This is a genomic window from Kribbella sp. NPDC003557 (assembly GCF_040610805.1).
Taxonomy (GTDB): domain Bacteria; phylum Actinomycetota; class Actinomycetes; order Propionibacteriales; family Kribbellaceae; genus Kribbella.
In genome coordinates this window covers 117,431-132,347 of record NZ_JBEXMY010000001.1, presented here as the reverse complement: position 1 = coordinate 132,347, position 14,917 = coordinate 117,431, and the positions used below count along the sequence as shown (strand labels likewise).

The window sequence follows — 14,917 nt, the reverse complement described above, 5'->3', positions numbered from 1 at the left end:
GCTCAGTTCCAGATTCCGAGAGCGCTTCCAGTCAGCGGCGTGAGCGCTTAGTGCGCGGCGAGCTTCTCGGTGGACGTCTCGCCGGCTTCCGCGCAGCGGCGCAGGAAGCCGGCGATCACGTCGAGCTCATCCTCGGAGTAGCCGGCGCAGATCCGGTCGACCGCGCCGTTCATCCCGCGGTACAGCTGGTAGACCTCCGCGGCGCGTTCCTTCACGACGCTGACGGTCACCCGCCGGCGGTCGGCCTGGTCACGGTCGCGGACGATCCAGCCGCCGCGCTCGAGCCGGTCGAGGATGCCGGTCATCGTGGCTGGGTGGATGCCGGCGCGCCGGGCCAGGACGCTCGGGGTGAGCGCCCCGTCCCGGGCGAGCACGTCGAGGCAGTCCAGCTCGACGTCCTTCAGGGACAGCTGGTAGCCGACGTGATGGTTCAGCAGCGCGAGCTGGACCCGCAGGTCCCGCAACGCGGACCGGATCTCGGCACTGCGCTTCGGCATACTTCCGCTCTCGTATCATCCGAGTTTCAGATCATCTCGGATCGCAGCCTAGCTCACCGGGCGCGCGCGGCCGAGCGGTGCGGGCGTGAGCACCGGGTGGGCGCGAAGGTAGGAGATGAACCCTTCGTGGTCGCGGTCGTTGCGGACCGGGTCGGTGAAACCCTTGAACACGGTGGTCCCGTCGCCGCCGATCAGGGTGTAGGCCAGCGCGGCGACCCGGTAGTCGCGGTCGGGGTCGAGCGGCTTCCCGTCGATCAGCACCGTCGCGGGATCGACGCGCTGACCGATCGGCTTGGTCTTGTCGTAGCTGTAGCTGACGTTGTGCGACACGGCGAACGGCGCGAACTTCTCGGTCCCGTCGGCCTGCGGCACCCACTGCGCCTCGAAGGCCGCGTGCAGCTGGGTGCCCGGCAGCGTCACGGTCAGGATCGGGTTGCCGTACCCGAAAGCGCCCCAGGCCTCGCCGAACAGCACCGTGCCGTCGACATCGGACGCGTTGGTGCCCTTGGCGAACAACAGGTCGCCGGTCAGCGCGTTCGATCCGGAGACCGGCTTGACCGAGATCAGGGCCAGGTCGGCGCGTCCGTCGCGGTGCTGGTTCGCGTCCCAGTAGGCGAAGTCTGCCGCCAGGTTGCCCATCGTGCCCTCGCCCGACGCGTTCAGCGTCCGCGTGAAGTCGGCGGTGACCCGTGCGAGCGGCGTGGCGTAGCGCTTCTTGCCCTGCGCGGTCCAGTAGTCGGCGATGTACTGCAGTTCCTCGTCGAGCGGTACGTCGCGGGAGTTCGCGTGGTTCGTCGACCGGGTGAGCTCCCGGACGACCTCGCTGGTGCGCGGGTCCAGCTTGAGGTTGATCTCGTTGATCAGCGACCCGTGGTTGCCGGCCTCGACGACCGGCCGCGGTACGCCGTTCGGGTCCGGAACCATCATGTTGAACCGGCAGTGCCAGTGTCCGGTGACGATCGCGCAGATGTCCGGCGACGCGTTCGCGGCGAGCTGGAACACCGGGCCGGACGGGTTCGTGCCCGCGTTGTAGTCGTTCCCGGCGACGCCGCCGTCGTGGATGTTGATGACGATCGCGTTGACGCCGCGCTTCTTCAGCTGGGCGGCCAGCTTGTTCGCCTGCTCGAGGTCGGACAGCGACCGCAGCCCGGGCTGGTACGACGTGGAGCCGGTCTCGCTGCCCACCAGGGTCAGGTGGATGAACGCGATCGGCAGCTTCCGGCCGTTCCCCGCGTCGACCCACTCGATGTTGTACGGCGGCACGATCGTCCTGCCGGTGTCCGCGTGCACGATGTTCGCGGTGTAGAAGCGGAAGTTCGCGCCCTGGAAACGCCGGCCGGTCGAGTCGACGAAGTTGTCGTCGCGCCCGCTGACCGGGTACGGCTTGCCGCGCTCCATGTGGTCGACGAGGAACTCGACCGAGTGGTCGAGCTCGTGGTTGCCGACGGTGCTGAACTGCAGGCCCAACGCGTTCAGCGCCTCGATGGTCGGCTCGTTGGCGTGCGCGTCGACCTCGAACGGCCAGCCGTTGAAGTTGTCGCCGGAGGAGAAGAAGATCGAGTTCCGCTGCCCCTCACGGAGCCGCTTCAGGTGCGTCGCCATGTACCCGGCGCCGCCGACGGTCACCTGCACGCCGCCGGCACCCGTGATCACGCTGCCCTGGCTGGGCGTCGTCGGCTGCAGGTAGCCGTGGAAGTCGGTGATGTTCAGCAGTTGTACGTCGACGTACTCCGAGGTGTCGTCGAGTGCGTGCGGCGTGGCGTACGCGACGTCACCGACCGCGGTGGCGGTGGCGACCGCACCGGTGGCGGTGAGGAACGTCCGGCGGCGGATCCGACTGTTCACGGCAAACCTGCTTCCTGGCGGGAGGGATGCGCGTTACTGCGCATTATTGCCTGTTGGCGACATTATTAGCTGCCGGACCGGACATGCGTCAACGGCCGGATGAACAATCGGCCAACCTGGTCGTCAGAGGCTGCGAGCGGACAACCGGGGGAGTGGGCCGCGGCTCGGCGCGAGCAGACGCTCGTCGATCGCGTCCTGCGCGAGGCTGGCGGCGCCGAGTGCCACGCACAACGCACCGAGGGACGACGCGTGCAACTCCGGGACCCGCGGGCAGATCCGCTCGAGCTCCGCGGTGAGCGGCTCCATGAGAACGTCGGCCGCCTGCGAGAACGCCCCGCCGAGCACGAGCAGCCGTGGGTCGACGATCGCGATCGCCGTCGCGGCGGCCACGGCCGTCGCCCGGGCGTACTTCCGTACGGCGGCCCGGGCGGCGCTGTTCCCGTCGCGGGCGGCGGCGAAGGCGCGTTCGGCCTTGTCCACCGCGGGAATCTCCTCCGGTACGACGGCGTGCAGGTGCTCGAGCGCCGCCTCCCAGGCAACGCCGCGCAATGCCGACATGTCCGCCGCCGCGCCGTACGCGCCGCGCCGCAACTGCCCGTCGAGCACCAGCGCCAGCCCGGTACGGCGGCCCGCGTGCAGGAACACCATGTCCGACGCGTGATCAGCGCCGCCGCGGCGCAACTCGGCCAGCGCCGCGAGCTGGCTGTCGTTGTCGACGAGAACGAGCTGCGCCTGGAAGTGGCCGGCGAGGTCGGTGCCGGCCCAGTCCGGGATCGCGTTGGCCCGGACGACGGTGCCGGCCGCGTCGACCAGGCCGGTGGTGCCCGCGCCGATGGCCCACACGCGCGACACCGGGACGCCGGCGGCGCCTGCGCAGTCGTCGATCACCCGGTCCGCCGTGGCCAGTCGCTTCCGGCGTGGCGTTTCCGGGGTGACGGAGCGCCGTACGTCGGCGAGCATCCGCCCGTCGAGATCGGTCAGCACCCCGCGGATCGAGAACGCGCCGATGTCCAGGCCCACGACGTACCCGGCCTCGGCCCGGAACCGGTAGCTGCGCGCCGGGCGCCCGCGTCCACGGATCGCCGGGCTCTCCTCGACCAGCCATCGCCGCGTCACCAGACTCGCCAGCACCTCTTCGACCGCCGTCCGGCCGAGCCCGCTGTGCTCCACGATCTGCGCGACCCGCAACTCCCCGGCAGCCCGCACCGACGCCAGCACCGCCCGCTCGTTCAGCTGCCGTAACCGCGACTGGTCGCCACCATCCGCCACCGAGGACCCCATGATCGCGCAGCTTAAAGCAGTCGACCGCCCGAGGGGGTCAGCCGAGTCAACCGCCCAGGGCTGCGACCACCGTCTGCGCGCGGGTCGCCTACGACAGGTCCTCGCGGGCGTAGCAGAGGTAGGCGGCCGGGGTGCCCAGGATGAGGGTGCCGGACAGCAGGAAGATCAGGATGTTGCGGACGTGTTCGGCGGGTTCCTGGTGGGTCAGTTCGCCGATCGCGTCGACCCGGTGAACGCCCAGGACCAGCAGGGCAACGCCGCCGGCGATCATGCCGAGTGCCATCAGGGTGAAGGCCGTCCAGGTCGCGACGATGCCCGCTCGCTTCCGGCGGGTCAGCCGCCGCACTGAAGGCTGGGTGCTCACCACCTCAGGAAACCGTAGCCCGCCCCGGCCGTCCATCCGGACCGGCGTGCCTCGGGCCCGCCATCCCAAAGTGCCCAAATCTGCCTCCCTCGATCCCTTGACGAGCAGTTCTGCGCACTGGCTAACTGTCCTCAACCGCCCGCTTGAGGAGACTCGATGCGCCTGCTCCGGTCTGCTGTCAGTGTTTTCGCCCTTCTCGCCCCGCTCGCCCTCCTGCCACAGCACGCCGGAGCCGCCGGCGATGCGGGCGTCGCCGGTCCCACACCGGCCGCGGTCTCTCCCGAGCCGCAACAGCTCGTGGAACGCACCGACGGCTTCCCGATCACCCCGGTCGTCGGGCTGGTCCGCACCGCACGGTCGGACGCGGACGCCGAGCGCGTCGTCCGCCAGGCCCTGACGCGGGCAGGCGTGACGACCGTACGGACCACGAACGGCACCGATCCCCGGACGCCGGTGACGATCTGGCTCGGCCGGGACGCGTCGGTACTCCGCGCCCTGCGGGTGCCGGACAGCACCGGGCTGCCCGTCGAGGGGTACGTCCTCGCGGCCGGGCGCGACCGCGACGATCGCGGTCATGTCGTGCTCGACGGTATCGACGCCGACGGCACGTACTATGCCGCGCAGTCCCTCGCGCAGCTGATCCAGACCCGTGCCGGCGCCGACTGGATGCCCGGCGTGGCGATCCGGGACTGGCCGACGATGCGGTACCGCGGCGCGATCGAAGGCTTCTACGGCACGCCCTGGTCACACGCGGACCGCCTCGACGAGCTCAGCTACCTCGGCGACCATCGGATGAACACCTACGAGTACGCACCGAAGGACGACCCGTACCACCGGGAGCAGTGGCGCGACCCCTATCCGGCGGACAAGCTCGCGCAGCTCGCCGAGCTCGTCACCCGCGCCCGGCAGAACAAGGTCGACTTCACCTTCGCGCTCTCGCCGGGCCTGTCGATCTGCTACACCTCGGACGCCGACTTCCAGGCCCTGATCGCGAAGTTCCAGGCGCTGTACGCCGTGGGTGCCCGGTCGTTCAACGTGCCGCTCGACGACATCGACTACAACACCTGGCACTGCGACGCGGACAAGGCGAAGTACGGCACCGGGGGCGGCGCCGCCGGCCGGGCGCAGAGTGAGCTGCTGAACCGCGTGCAGCGCGAATGGGTGGAGACCAAGCCGGACGTCGCGCCGCTGCAGATGGTCCCGACCGAGTACTACAACGTCAGCGAAACGCCGTACAAGAAGGCCTTGCGGGAGCAGCTGGACTCCGACGTCGTCGTGCACTGGACCGGCATCGGCGTGGTGCCGCGGACGATCACGGCGGCGCAGGCGGCCCAGGCGAAGGCGGTGTTCGGCCACGACATCCTGATCTGGGACAACTACCCGGTCAACGACTACGCCGCCGGGCGGCTGCTGCTGGCGCCGTACAGCGGGCGGGAGCCGGCCATCGCCGATCACGTCGCCGGGGTCATCTCGAACCCGATGAACCAGGCGGCGGTGAGCAAGATCGCCCTGTACTCGTTCGCCGAGCTCGGCTGGAACCCGGCGACGTACGACGAGCAGGCGTCGCACCGCCGCGCCCTGGCCGAGCGGGCCGGCGGCGACCCGGCGACGATCGCCGCGCTGCAGGTGTTCGCCGACCTCAACACCTACGACGGCACGCTGCATCCGGAGAGTGCGCCGGTGTTCGGGGCCGCGGTCGAGCAGTTCTGGCAGCTGTGGCGGACCGGGCAGCGCGCCCAGGCGATCGCCGCCCTCCGGCCGAAGGTCGACGCGGTCGTCGCGGCGCCGGCCACGATCAGGTCCGGTGTCGTCGATCCGGCGTTCGCCGACGAGGCCGAATCGTGGCTGAAGGCAACGGAGTTGTGGGGACGGGCGATGCAGCGCGCGCTCGACCTGCTCGCGGCCCTGGACGCCGGGGACGGTGCGACCGCGTGGACCGCGAGACAGCAGCTGAGCGGTCTCGTGACCGAGGCCAAGGCGATCCGCGACAGCCGGCTGCCGCACAGCGGGACCTATCCGCGGATCGGTGAACGGGTGGTCGACGAGCTGATCGCCGAGACCGGCCGGGTCCACGACCGCTGGCTCGGCGTACAGCCCGGGCGGACGGCGACGACGAACCTGGGCACCTATCAGGACAACGTGCCGGCCCGGATGGTCGACGGGGACCCGGACACGTTCTTCTGGAGCAGCGGTGCCCCGGCGCCGGGCTCCGAGATCCGCGTCGACCTCGGCGCGCCGGCGACGATCGGCGCGATCGCGGTGCTGATGGGCAAGGCGTCCAGCCCGAACGACTACATCCACTCGGGAGTGTTGGAGTACTCGCTCGACGGCACGCGGTGGACGGAGCTGACCCGCGCGACCACGGCCGAGGTGCGAGCCACCGCCCCGGCCGGGACGACGGCGCGCTACGTCCGCTACCGCTCGTTGTCGGCGAGCGACTTCTGGCTGGTGGTCCGCGAGTTCTCGGTCGAGACGATCGGCGGACGCCAGACGACGCTGACCGCCAGTGGTACGCCGGCCCCGGCGCCGGGATCGTCGTACCAGCGGGCGGTGGACGGGAACCTGGAGACCGCCTTCGTGCCGGTCGCGGCGCCTGCTGCCGGTGATGCGTTGACCGTGGGCCTGTCGGCACCGCGGGAACTGGCGGGTCTCACCGTTCTCCAGCAGTCGGCGGCCGTCGGATCCGCGGACGTCGAGGTCCAGGTCGGCGGCGCCTGGCAGAAGGTCGGTTCCGTGGCGTCGGCGTACGCCGAGGTGCCCGTGAGTGACCTGAAGGCCGAGGCGGTCCGGCTGGTGTGGAAGAGCGGTACGCCGGCGGTGGCCGAGATCGTGCCGCTGTGGACGGACACGCCGCTCGCGGCGGTGCGCGTGGACGAGAACCGGGTCGACGTGGTCCGGGGCGAGACGTCGAGCGTCGTGGTCGACATCGCGGCCGAGCGCGGCGTCGACGTGAGCGGCACCCTCGCCGTCGCCGCGCCGGCCGGGTGGACGGTCGACCCGGCCAGTACGGCGGTCGCGGTGAAACGCGGCTTCACCCGGTCCGTGACCGTGAAGCTGACGCCGCCCGCCGGCGCGGCCGTCGCCGACGTGGACATCCCGGTCACTTTCACGTCCGGTGCGAGCACCTTCGAGGCCGTCCTGCGCGTCGCGGTCCGGCCGCGCACCGGCACTGTGAACGTGGCGCTGCATCGCCCGGCCGTTGCCTCAAGCATCGAACCCGGGACGTCGTTCGGTGCGGGCCTGGCCGTCGACGGCGACACCGCCACGCGCTGGGCGTCCGGCTACGACGACGCGTCGTGGTTCCAGGTCGACCTCGGGACGGCGACGCACCTCGGCAAGCTCGTGCTGCGCTGGGAGGCGGCGTACGGCACGGCGTACACGATCCAGGTCTCCGGCGACGCGAGCACCTGGACGACCGCGGCCGAGGTGACCGACGGGGACGGTGGAACCGACACGGTGTGGCTCGACGCGAGCGCTCGCTACGTCCGTCTGCAGGGCGTCGACCGGGCCACGCAGTACGGCTACTCGCTGTACGAATTCGAGGCGTATGCGGCGGATTAGTAGTTTCTGATGCTCGTTTTGTCGTAATCTGGCACTCTTCCTCTTGCGGGCGGAGGGGTCGGCGCGCTATCAATGCACGATTAGGAAACCTTCCTAACAGTTGGCGCACCCTCCCTGACTGGGCTCAGCCCACCCGGAAGAAGGAGAGCAGAGCATGCGTACCCATGCGCGGAAGACGTGGTCCGGACCGCCCCTGCGGGCCGTCGGCCGGATCGTGACAGCCCTCGCCCTCGCCGCCGTACCGGCCACCGTGTTCCTCGGTGCCGGTCACGCGGCCGTGGCGGCGGACCTGGACGACCCGGTGAAGAAGGAGATCGCCCAGCAGATCGTGTCCTCGGCGGAGAACTCGTCGCTGGACTGGCGGGACCAGTTCGGCTACATCGAGGACATCGACGACGGCCGCGGCTACACGGCCGGCATCATCGGCTTCTGCTCGGGAACGCACGACATGCTCGAGCTCGTCGAGTACTACACCGACCAGGTCCCGGACAACCCGCTCGCCGAGTATCTGCCCGCGCTCCGGGAGGTCGACGGCAGCGACTCGCACGAGGGTCTCGATCCCGGCTTCACCGGCGCCTGGAAGGAGGCGGCCGCGACGCCGGAGTTCCAGGCCGCGCAGGAGCACGAGCGTGACCGGGTCTACTTCGACCCGGCCGTCGCCCAGGCCAAGGGCGACGGGCTGCGGACGCTCGGTCAGTTCGCCTACTACGACGCGATCGTCATGCACGGCGAGGAAGGCCTGCAGAGCATTCGCGCCGACGCCAGGTCGCACGCCGACACGCCGGCCGACGGCGGCGACGAGGTCGAGTACCTGAACGCGTTCCTCGACGCGCGCGTCGTGGAGATGAAGAAGGAGGCCGCGCACGAGGACACCAGCCGGGTCGACACCGCGCAGCGCGTCTTCCTCGACAACGGCAACCTCGACCTGAACACACCGTTGAGCTGGGCCGTGTACGGCGAGCCGTTCCGCATCGACTCCGATCCCGACCCGGGCACCGATCCGGAGCCGGCCGACGCGCTGATCTCGAAGAGCCGGCCGGCGACGGCCTCCTCGGTCGAGGACTCGACCCTGACCGCCGATCGTGCGGTGGACGGCAACGCGTCCACCCGCTGGGCGAGCGCCGAAGGGTCCGACCCGCAGTGGATCCGGGTCGACCTCGCGGCGGGTGCGACGGTCTCGAAGGTCCGGCTGAGCTGGGAGGCGGCGTACGCCAAGGCCTACCGGGTCGAGATCTCCGCCGACGGCTCCACCTGGACCAGGCTCGCCACCGAGACCGCCGGCAACGGCGGCACGGACGAGTGGTCGAACCTGACCGGCCAGGGCCGCTACCTGCGCGTGTACGGGACCGCCCGCGGCACGTCGTACGGCTACTCCCTGTACGAGGTCGAGGTCTTCGGCAAGAGCGGCGGATGACGAGAGGTCTCTGACGGGCGGCTCGTGCGCTTCCGGCCTCGCTACAGTGAGGCGCATGAGTACGCCCGCCGTCCGAGTGTGGTGGGTGCGGCTGTCGCAGGTGGACGAGGCGCTCGATGCGGCGACGGCTCGCCTGCTCGAAGCTGAGGAGCGGACCCGTGCCGCGGCCTACCGGCTGACGGACGATCGGCTGCGCTTCCAGGTCGGGGTTGCCGTCACGCGGCTCGCCTTGGCGGCCGAGATGGATTGCCGCGCCGACGAGATCCGGCTCGATCGGACATGTCCTGACTGTGGGCGGCCGCACGGCAAGGTCCGGGTGGCGGGACCACGGCCCGGTTGGGAGGTGTCGGTCTCGCACTCGGGCGATCTCATCGGGGTTGCCGTCGGCACCATTGCGCCGCTCGGCCTGGACGTCGAGCAGATCCGCGCCGTCGAGGCCGCCGTGGCGCCGCTGGTGCTCACGCCGTCGGAGGAGCGGCAGGTGCGCACGGCAGCGGACTTCATCAGGTTCTGGACCCGCAAGGAGGCCGTGGTGAAGGCGACCGAGGACGGCCTGCGGCAACCACTCAACCTGATCACCGTCACCGCCCCGACCGAACCGCCGCGTCTGCTCGCCTGGACCGAGCGCGATCCGATCACGGCCGGCATCCAGCTGCACGACCTCGCCGATCGAAACGGCCATCTGGCGTCCCTGGCAGTCCTCAGCCCCGACGAAGTCACGATCACCGAGCACGACGCACAACCCCTGCTGCGGGCCTGAGAACCCGTTTGTCCGCAGGGCGCCCGGGTACCGGCGGGCGGATGCGGACAAGCCGTCGGGAGGAGTGACATGAGCACGACAGTTGGTGACTACGTACTCCAGCGACTGCGGGACTGGGGTGTCGAGCAGGTCTTCGGGTACGCCGGGGACGGCATCAACGGGCTGCTCTCGGCGTGGCAGAAGGCGGAGAACGAGCCGCGCTTCATCCAGGCCCGGCACGAGGAGATGGCCGCGTTCGAGGCCGTCGGCTACGCGAAGTTCACCGGCCGCGTCGGCGTGTGTGCCGCGACCAGCGGCCCGGGCGCGATCCACCTGCTGAACGGGTTGTACGACGCGAAGCTCGACCACGTCCCGGTGGTGGCGATCGTCGGCCAGACGGCGCGCAGCGCGATGGGCGGCAGCTATCAGCAGGAAGTCGACCTGCACACGCTGTTCAAGGACGTCGCGTCCGAGTACTGCGAGACGGTGATGGTCGCGGAGCAGCTCCCGAACGTGCTCGACCGGGCGATCCGGATCGCGGCGGCCCGCCGTACGGTGACCACGCTGATCATCCCGTCGGACCTGCAGGAGCTCGAGTACACGGCGCCGTCGCACGCCTTCAAGATGGTCCCGTCGAGCATGGACCAGACCTGGTCGGCGCCCGTCCCGGACGCGGAGCAGCTCGACCGGGCGGCGGAGATCCTGAACGCTGGCGACCGGGTGGCGATCCTGGTCGGCCAGGGTGCGCGCGGAGCGGCGGACGAGGTGACGGAGCTCGCGGACCTGACCGGCGCCGGTGTCGCGAAAGCCCTGCTGGGCAAGGATGTTCTGCCCGATGATCTGCTCTGGGTGACCGGGTCGATCGGACTGCTCGGCACGCGGCCGTCGTACGAGCTGATGACGGACTGCGACACGCTGCTGGTGGTGGGGTCGAACTTCCCGTACAGCCAGTTCCTGCCGGAGTTCGGGACGGCGCGGGCGATCCAGATCGACCTCGATCCGACGATGATCGGGATGCGGTACCCGTTCGAGGTGAACCTGGTCGGCGACGCCGCCCGGACGCTGCGGGCGCTGATCCCGCTCGTGCACCGCAAGGAGGACCGGTCCTGGCGGTCCGGGATCGAGAGCAACGTCACCCGCTGGTGGGAGGTGATGGAGCGGCGCGCGCACACGTCCGCGGATCCGATCAACCCGGAGCTGGTGTTCCACGAACTGTCCGGGCGGTTGCCGGCGGACGCGATCCTGGCGGCCGATTCGGGATCGGCGGCGAACTGGTACGCCCGGCACCTCAAGATCCGCGGGGACATGCGCGGATCGCTGTCCGGGACGCTGGCGACGATGGGGCCCGGCGTGCCGTACGTGATCGGCGCGAAGTTCGGGCTGCCGGACCGGCCTTGCTACGCGCTGGTCGGCGACGGCGCGATGCAGATGAACGGGATCAACGAGCTGATCACGATCGCGAAGTACTGGCAGGAGTGGGCGGATCCGCGGCTGGTGGTCGCCGTCCTGCACAACAACGACCTGAACCAGGTGACGTGGGAGCTGCGGGCGATGGGCGGATCGCCGCAGTTCCTGCCGTCGCAGGAGCTGCCGGACTTCCCGTACGCCGGCTACGTGAAGCTGCTCGGCCTGCACGGGATCACGGCCGAGAAACCCGAGGAAGTCGGCCCGGCCTGGGACGAGGCGCTGCGCGCGGACCGGCCGTGCGTGGTCGAGTTCCGCACCGACCCCGCGGTGCCGCCGATCCCGCCGCACGCCACCTGGGACCAGATGGAGAAGGCGCTGGAGTCGATCGTCCGCGGGGACAGTGACCGGGCCTCCGTCATCAAGGAGGGCTTCAAGTCCAAGGTGCAGGAGTTCCTGCCCGGCAAGGCGTGAGCCGTCAGCCCCCGGCCACCTTCTCCAGGCGGCCGAGGGCCTCGGTCCAGAGGACGTCGTAGGTGTGCAGCATGCCCGGGTGGATACCGCCGTGGGTCAGGATCAGATGGCTGTATCCGTGGGCGGCCGGCACGACGTCCACGAGAACCGTGCTGGGGTGGTGCGGCGGATTGTTGAACGCGGCCTGGAGGTAGTGCGGCGGAGCGCACGTCGTCACGATTCCGGTGTGCTGGACGTGCGCGCCCGTCGCGATCGTGAAGCCCCCGTGCTGTGTATCACTCAGCACCGTCTGCCCGAGCCATCCGCTGAGCAGCTCCGGCCGCGTGATGAGGTTCCAGAGGCGGTCGGCGGCACACTCCACCGTGCGTACGTACCTGAGCTGCGGCGCCCGAGCCGAACGGGGCGCCCTTCGTTCCTGCGAAATATGCGCCATGGACAACCAGTGCCCGCCTCCCGCGATCACTACGCGTCCGTTTTCAAGCAGCGCGGGTGTGGCACCGGAACTCGTATGAGAGCACTGACGTGGCAGGGAAAGCGGTCGATCGGGTACGGCGAAGTTCCGGATCCGCGGATCGAGGAACCGACCGACGCGATCGTGAAGGTGACGTCCAGCGGGATCTGCGGGTCGGACCTGCACCTGTACGAGGTGATGGGCCCGTTCCTGGACGTCGGCGACGTGCTCGGTCACGAGGTGATCGGGATCGTGCAGGAGACCGGTCCCGAGGTGGGCGGCCTGCGGGCCGGCGACCGGGTCGTCGTACCGTTCCAGATCGCCTGCGGCTCGTGCTTCATGTGCGTGCAGGGCCTCCAGACGCAATGCGAGACCACGCAGGTCCGTAACCAGGGGATGGGTGCGGCGCTGTTCGGCTACACCAAGTTGTACGGGCAGGTGCCGGGCGGGCAGGCGGAGTACCTCCGGGTGCCGCAGGCGCAGTACGGCCCGATCAAGGTGCCCGACGGCCCGCCGGACGACCGCTTCGTCTACCTGTCCGACGTGCTCCCGACGGCCTGGCAGGCGGTCGAGTACGCCGGGATCCCGCCGGACGGCACGGTCGTGGTGCTGGGGCTGGGACCGATCGGCGACATGGCCTGCCGGGTCGCGATGCACCGCGGTCACCGGGTGATCGGCGTCGACCTGGTCCCCGAGCGGCTGGAGCGCGCGACGGCGTACGGCGTGGAGACGCTCGCCTACTCCGACGACCTGGCGGACACGATCCGCGACCTCACCGACGGCCGGGGCCCGGACTCGGTGATCGACGCCGTCGGGATGGAGGCCCACGGGTCGCCGGTCGCGCGCGTCGCGCAGCAGGCGGCGGGGCTGTTGCCGGACGCGATCCAGCGCAAGTTCATGCAGAAGGCCGGCGTCGACCAGATGGCCGCGCTGCTGCTGGCGATCGACATCGTGCGGCGCGGCGGGACGATCTCGCTGGTCGGGGTGTACGGCGGGATGGCCGACCCGATGCCGATGCTGACGATCTTCGACAAGCAGATCCAGCTCCGGATGGGGCAGGCCAACGTCCGGCGCTGGAGCGGCCAGATCCTTCCGCTGCTCACCGACGACGACCCGCTGCACGTCGACACGTTCGCCTCCCATCACCTGCCGCTCGCGGACGGCCCGGCGGCGTACGAGTCCTTCCAGCAGAAGGCCGACGACATGGTGAAGGTGCTGCTCAACCCGTGAGCCGCGCGTCCGGTGCGTGGCAGACGGGTACCGGCGGGGTATGCGACTCGACGGGCGGGTGATCTATCAGCTGGACCCGGCGACGTTCTTCGACGCCGACGGGGACGGTGTGGGGGATCTCGAGGGGATCGTCCGGAAGCTGGATCACGTCCGGGCCGTCGGCGCGGACACCGTCTGGCTGCAGCCGTTCTACGTGTCGCCGTACCTGGACGCCGGGTACGACGTCGTGGACCACTGCGGCGTCTCCGCCCGCTTCGGCCCGATCGGCGCGTTCGACGAGCTCGTCGAACGCTGTCACGAGCTGGACCTGCGAATTCTGGTCGAGCTCGTCGTGCAGCACACGTCGGTGCGGCACCCGTGGTTCCGGGAGGCACGTGACGACCCGGGGTCGCCGTACCGCGACTACTACGTGTGGGCCGCCGAGCCGCGCGACGACCCGGTCGTCCGCGAGCCGGTGTTTCCCGGTGTGGAGAACTCGATCTGGGCGTACGACGAGCACGCCGGGCTGTACTACCGGCACGCGTTCTACCGGCACCAGGCCGATCTGGACGTCGGCCGTCCCGCGGTGCGGGCGGAGATCGCCCGGATCATCCGGTACTGGCTGGACCGGGGCGTCGACGGGTTCCGGGTCGACGCGGTGCCGTACATGGTCCGCCAGGCGGCGCTGACCGACGAGCGCGACGACGGCTACTGGTTCCTCACCGAACTCGCCGCCGCGGCCGGCGATGCGCCGCTGATGGGCGAGGTGGACGCGCCGCCCGAGGAGTACGACGACTACTTCGGCGACGCCCGGCGTCTGCACGCGGTGCTGGACTTCTGGACGAACAACCTGCTGTTCCTCGCGCTCGCCCGCCGGGACGCCGAGCCGCTGGTCCGCGCGTTGCGTGCGCAACCGAAACCTCCCGACGGATGCACGTACGTCAACTGGCTGCGCAACCACGACGAGCTGGACCTGGACCGGCTGTCACCGTCCGAGCGTGACGAGGTGATGGCCGCGTTCGCTCCGGCCGCGGAGATGCGTGCGTTCGGCCGCGGGATCCGTCGCCGGCTGGCCCCGATGCTCGGCGACGTCCGCCGGACCGTGCTGGCCCACGCGATCGTCCAGTCGTTGCCGGGGGCACCGGTGATCCGGTACGGCGAGGAGATCGGGATGGGCGAGGACCTGTCCCTGCCGGACCGGGCGGCGGTGCGGACGCCGATGCAGTGGACATCGGGCCCGAACGGCGGCTTCAGCAAGGCGCCGCCCGAGACGGTCCGCCCCGAGGCCGTCGAGGGCGGCCCGTACGGGTACGTTCGCGTCAACGTCGCCGACCAGGAGCTGCGGCCCGACTCGCAGTTGAGCAAGGTGGCGCAACTGGCCCGCACCCGGCGGGAACTGGGCGACTGCCCGTCGGGCCACTGCGAGGCGCTGTCGTTGCGGCAGCGCCCGGTCTTCGGCGTCGTACACCACCGCGCCGAGGACTCCGTGCTGATGCTGGCGAACCTGTCCACCGAGGAACTCCAGGTCGACATCCCGTACGACGCGCGCTCCGACCTGCTCGCCGACACCGACTACGAGCCCGCCTCCGGCCGGTCGGTCCGGCTGACAGGCCACGGCTACCGCTGGCTGCGCGTCCGGGTGCCCGGCCGGCAGCGATCGGCCGGGGGCTGAGCGGGC

Annotated in this window: 11 protein-coding genes; 6 read left to right on the top strand and 5 right to left on the bottom strand. The window is 70.5% G+C overall.

Annotated features, from left to right (window positions below; genetic code table 11):
• Window positions 1-47: 47 nt before the first annotated feature.
• The 4 genes from ABZW60_RS00585 to ABZW60_RS00570 all read right to left on the bottom strand — a co-directional run bounded on the left by ABZW60_RS00585 (window position 48) and on the right by ABZW60_RS00570 (window position 3,987).
• Entirely contained in the window at window positions 48-497 is a 450-nt protein-coding gene (locus ABZW60_RS00585; protein WP_355472534.1) for a MarR family transcriptional regulator, read from the bottom strand.
• A 48-nt stretch (window positions 498-545) separates the two neighbouring features.
• Complete coding sequence (locus ABZW60_RS00580) at window positions 546-2,342, bottom strand: bifunctional metallophosphatase/5'-nucleotidase (protein ID WP_355472533.1); 1,797 nt, start codon at window positions 2,340-2,342, stop codon at window positions 546-548.
• Window positions 2,343-2,465: 123 nt separating this feature from the next.
• Entirely contained in the window at window positions 2,466-3,623 is a 1,158-nt protein-coding gene (locus ABZW60_RS00575; RefSeq protein WP_355472531.1) for an ROK family protein, read from the bottom strand.
• An 88-nt stretch (window positions 3,624-3,711) separates the two neighbouring features.
• The gene (locus ABZW60_RS00570) at window positions 3,712-3,987 is read right to left on the bottom strand and encodes a hypothetical protein (protein WP_355472529.1); all 276 of its coding nucleotides are present in this window, start codon (window positions 3,985-3,987) and stop codon (window positions 3,712-3,714) included.
• A 156-nt stretch (window positions 3,988-4,143) separates the two neighbouring features.
• Here ABZW60_RS00570 and ABZW60_RS00565 point away from each other — a divergent pair, with 156 nt between their 5' ends.
• The 4 genes from ABZW60_RS00565 to ABZW60_RS00550 all read left to right on the top strand — a co-directional run bounded on the left by ABZW60_RS00565 (window position 4,144) and on the right by ABZW60_RS00550 (window position 11,579).
• Window positions 4,144-7,548, top strand: coding sequence for a beta-N-acetylglucosaminidase domain-containing protein (locus ABZW60_RS00565; RefSeq protein WP_355472527.1), 3,405 nt, complete (start codon window positions 4,144-4,146; stop codon window positions 7,546-7,548).
• Between the two features lie 154 nt (window positions 7,549-7,702).
• Entirely contained in the window at window positions 7,703-8,962 is a 1,260-nt protein-coding gene (locus ABZW60_RS00560; RefSeq protein ID WP_355472525.1) for a chitosanase, read from the top strand.
• Window positions 8,963-9,047: 85 nt separating this feature from the next.
• Entirely contained in the window at window positions 9,048-9,722 is a 675-nt protein-coding gene (locus ABZW60_RS00555; RefSeq protein WP_355472523.1) for a 4'-phosphopantetheinyl transferase superfamily protein, read from the top strand.
• A gap of 69 nt (window positions 9,723-9,791) precedes the next feature.
• The gene (locus tag ABZW60_RS00550) at window positions 9,792-11,579 is read left to right on the top strand and encodes a thiamine pyrophosphate-requiring protein (RefSeq protein WP_355472521.1); all 1,788 of its coding nucleotides are present in this window, start codon (window positions 9,792-9,794) and stop codon (window positions 11,577-11,579) included.
• Between the two features lie 4 nt (window positions 11,580-11,583).
• Here ABZW60_RS00550 and ABZW60_RS00545 read toward each other — a convergent pair whose 3' ends face one another.
• Window positions 11,584-11,940, bottom strand: a complete 357-nt coding sequence (locus ABZW60_RS00545; RefSeq protein ID WP_355472519.1) for an SRPBCC domain-containing protein — start codon at window positions 11,938-11,940, stop codon at window positions 11,584-11,586.
• A 147-nt stretch (window positions 11,941-12,087) separates the two neighbouring features.
• On the opposite strand from ABZW60_RS00545, the gene ABZW60_RS00540 reads away from it, so the two are divergent.
• Both ABZW60_RS00540 and ABZW60_RS00535 read left to right on the top strand, forming a co-directional pair.
• Window positions 12,088-13,260, top strand: a complete 1,173-nt coding sequence (locus ABZW60_RS00540; protein WP_355472517.1) for an alcohol dehydrogenase catalytic domain-containing protein — start codon at window positions 12,088-12,090, stop codon at window positions 13,258-13,260.
• A gap of 40 nt (window positions 13,261-13,300) precedes the next feature.
• Window positions 13,301-14,911 carry an alpha-amylase family protein gene (locus ABZW60_RS00535; protein WP_355472515.1) on the top strand — a complete coding sequence of 537 codons (1,611 nt, stop codon included), beginning with the start codon at window positions 13,301-13,303 and terminating at the stop codon, window positions 14,909-14,911.
• The last annotated feature ends 6 nt before the right edge of the window (window positions 14,912-14,917 follow it).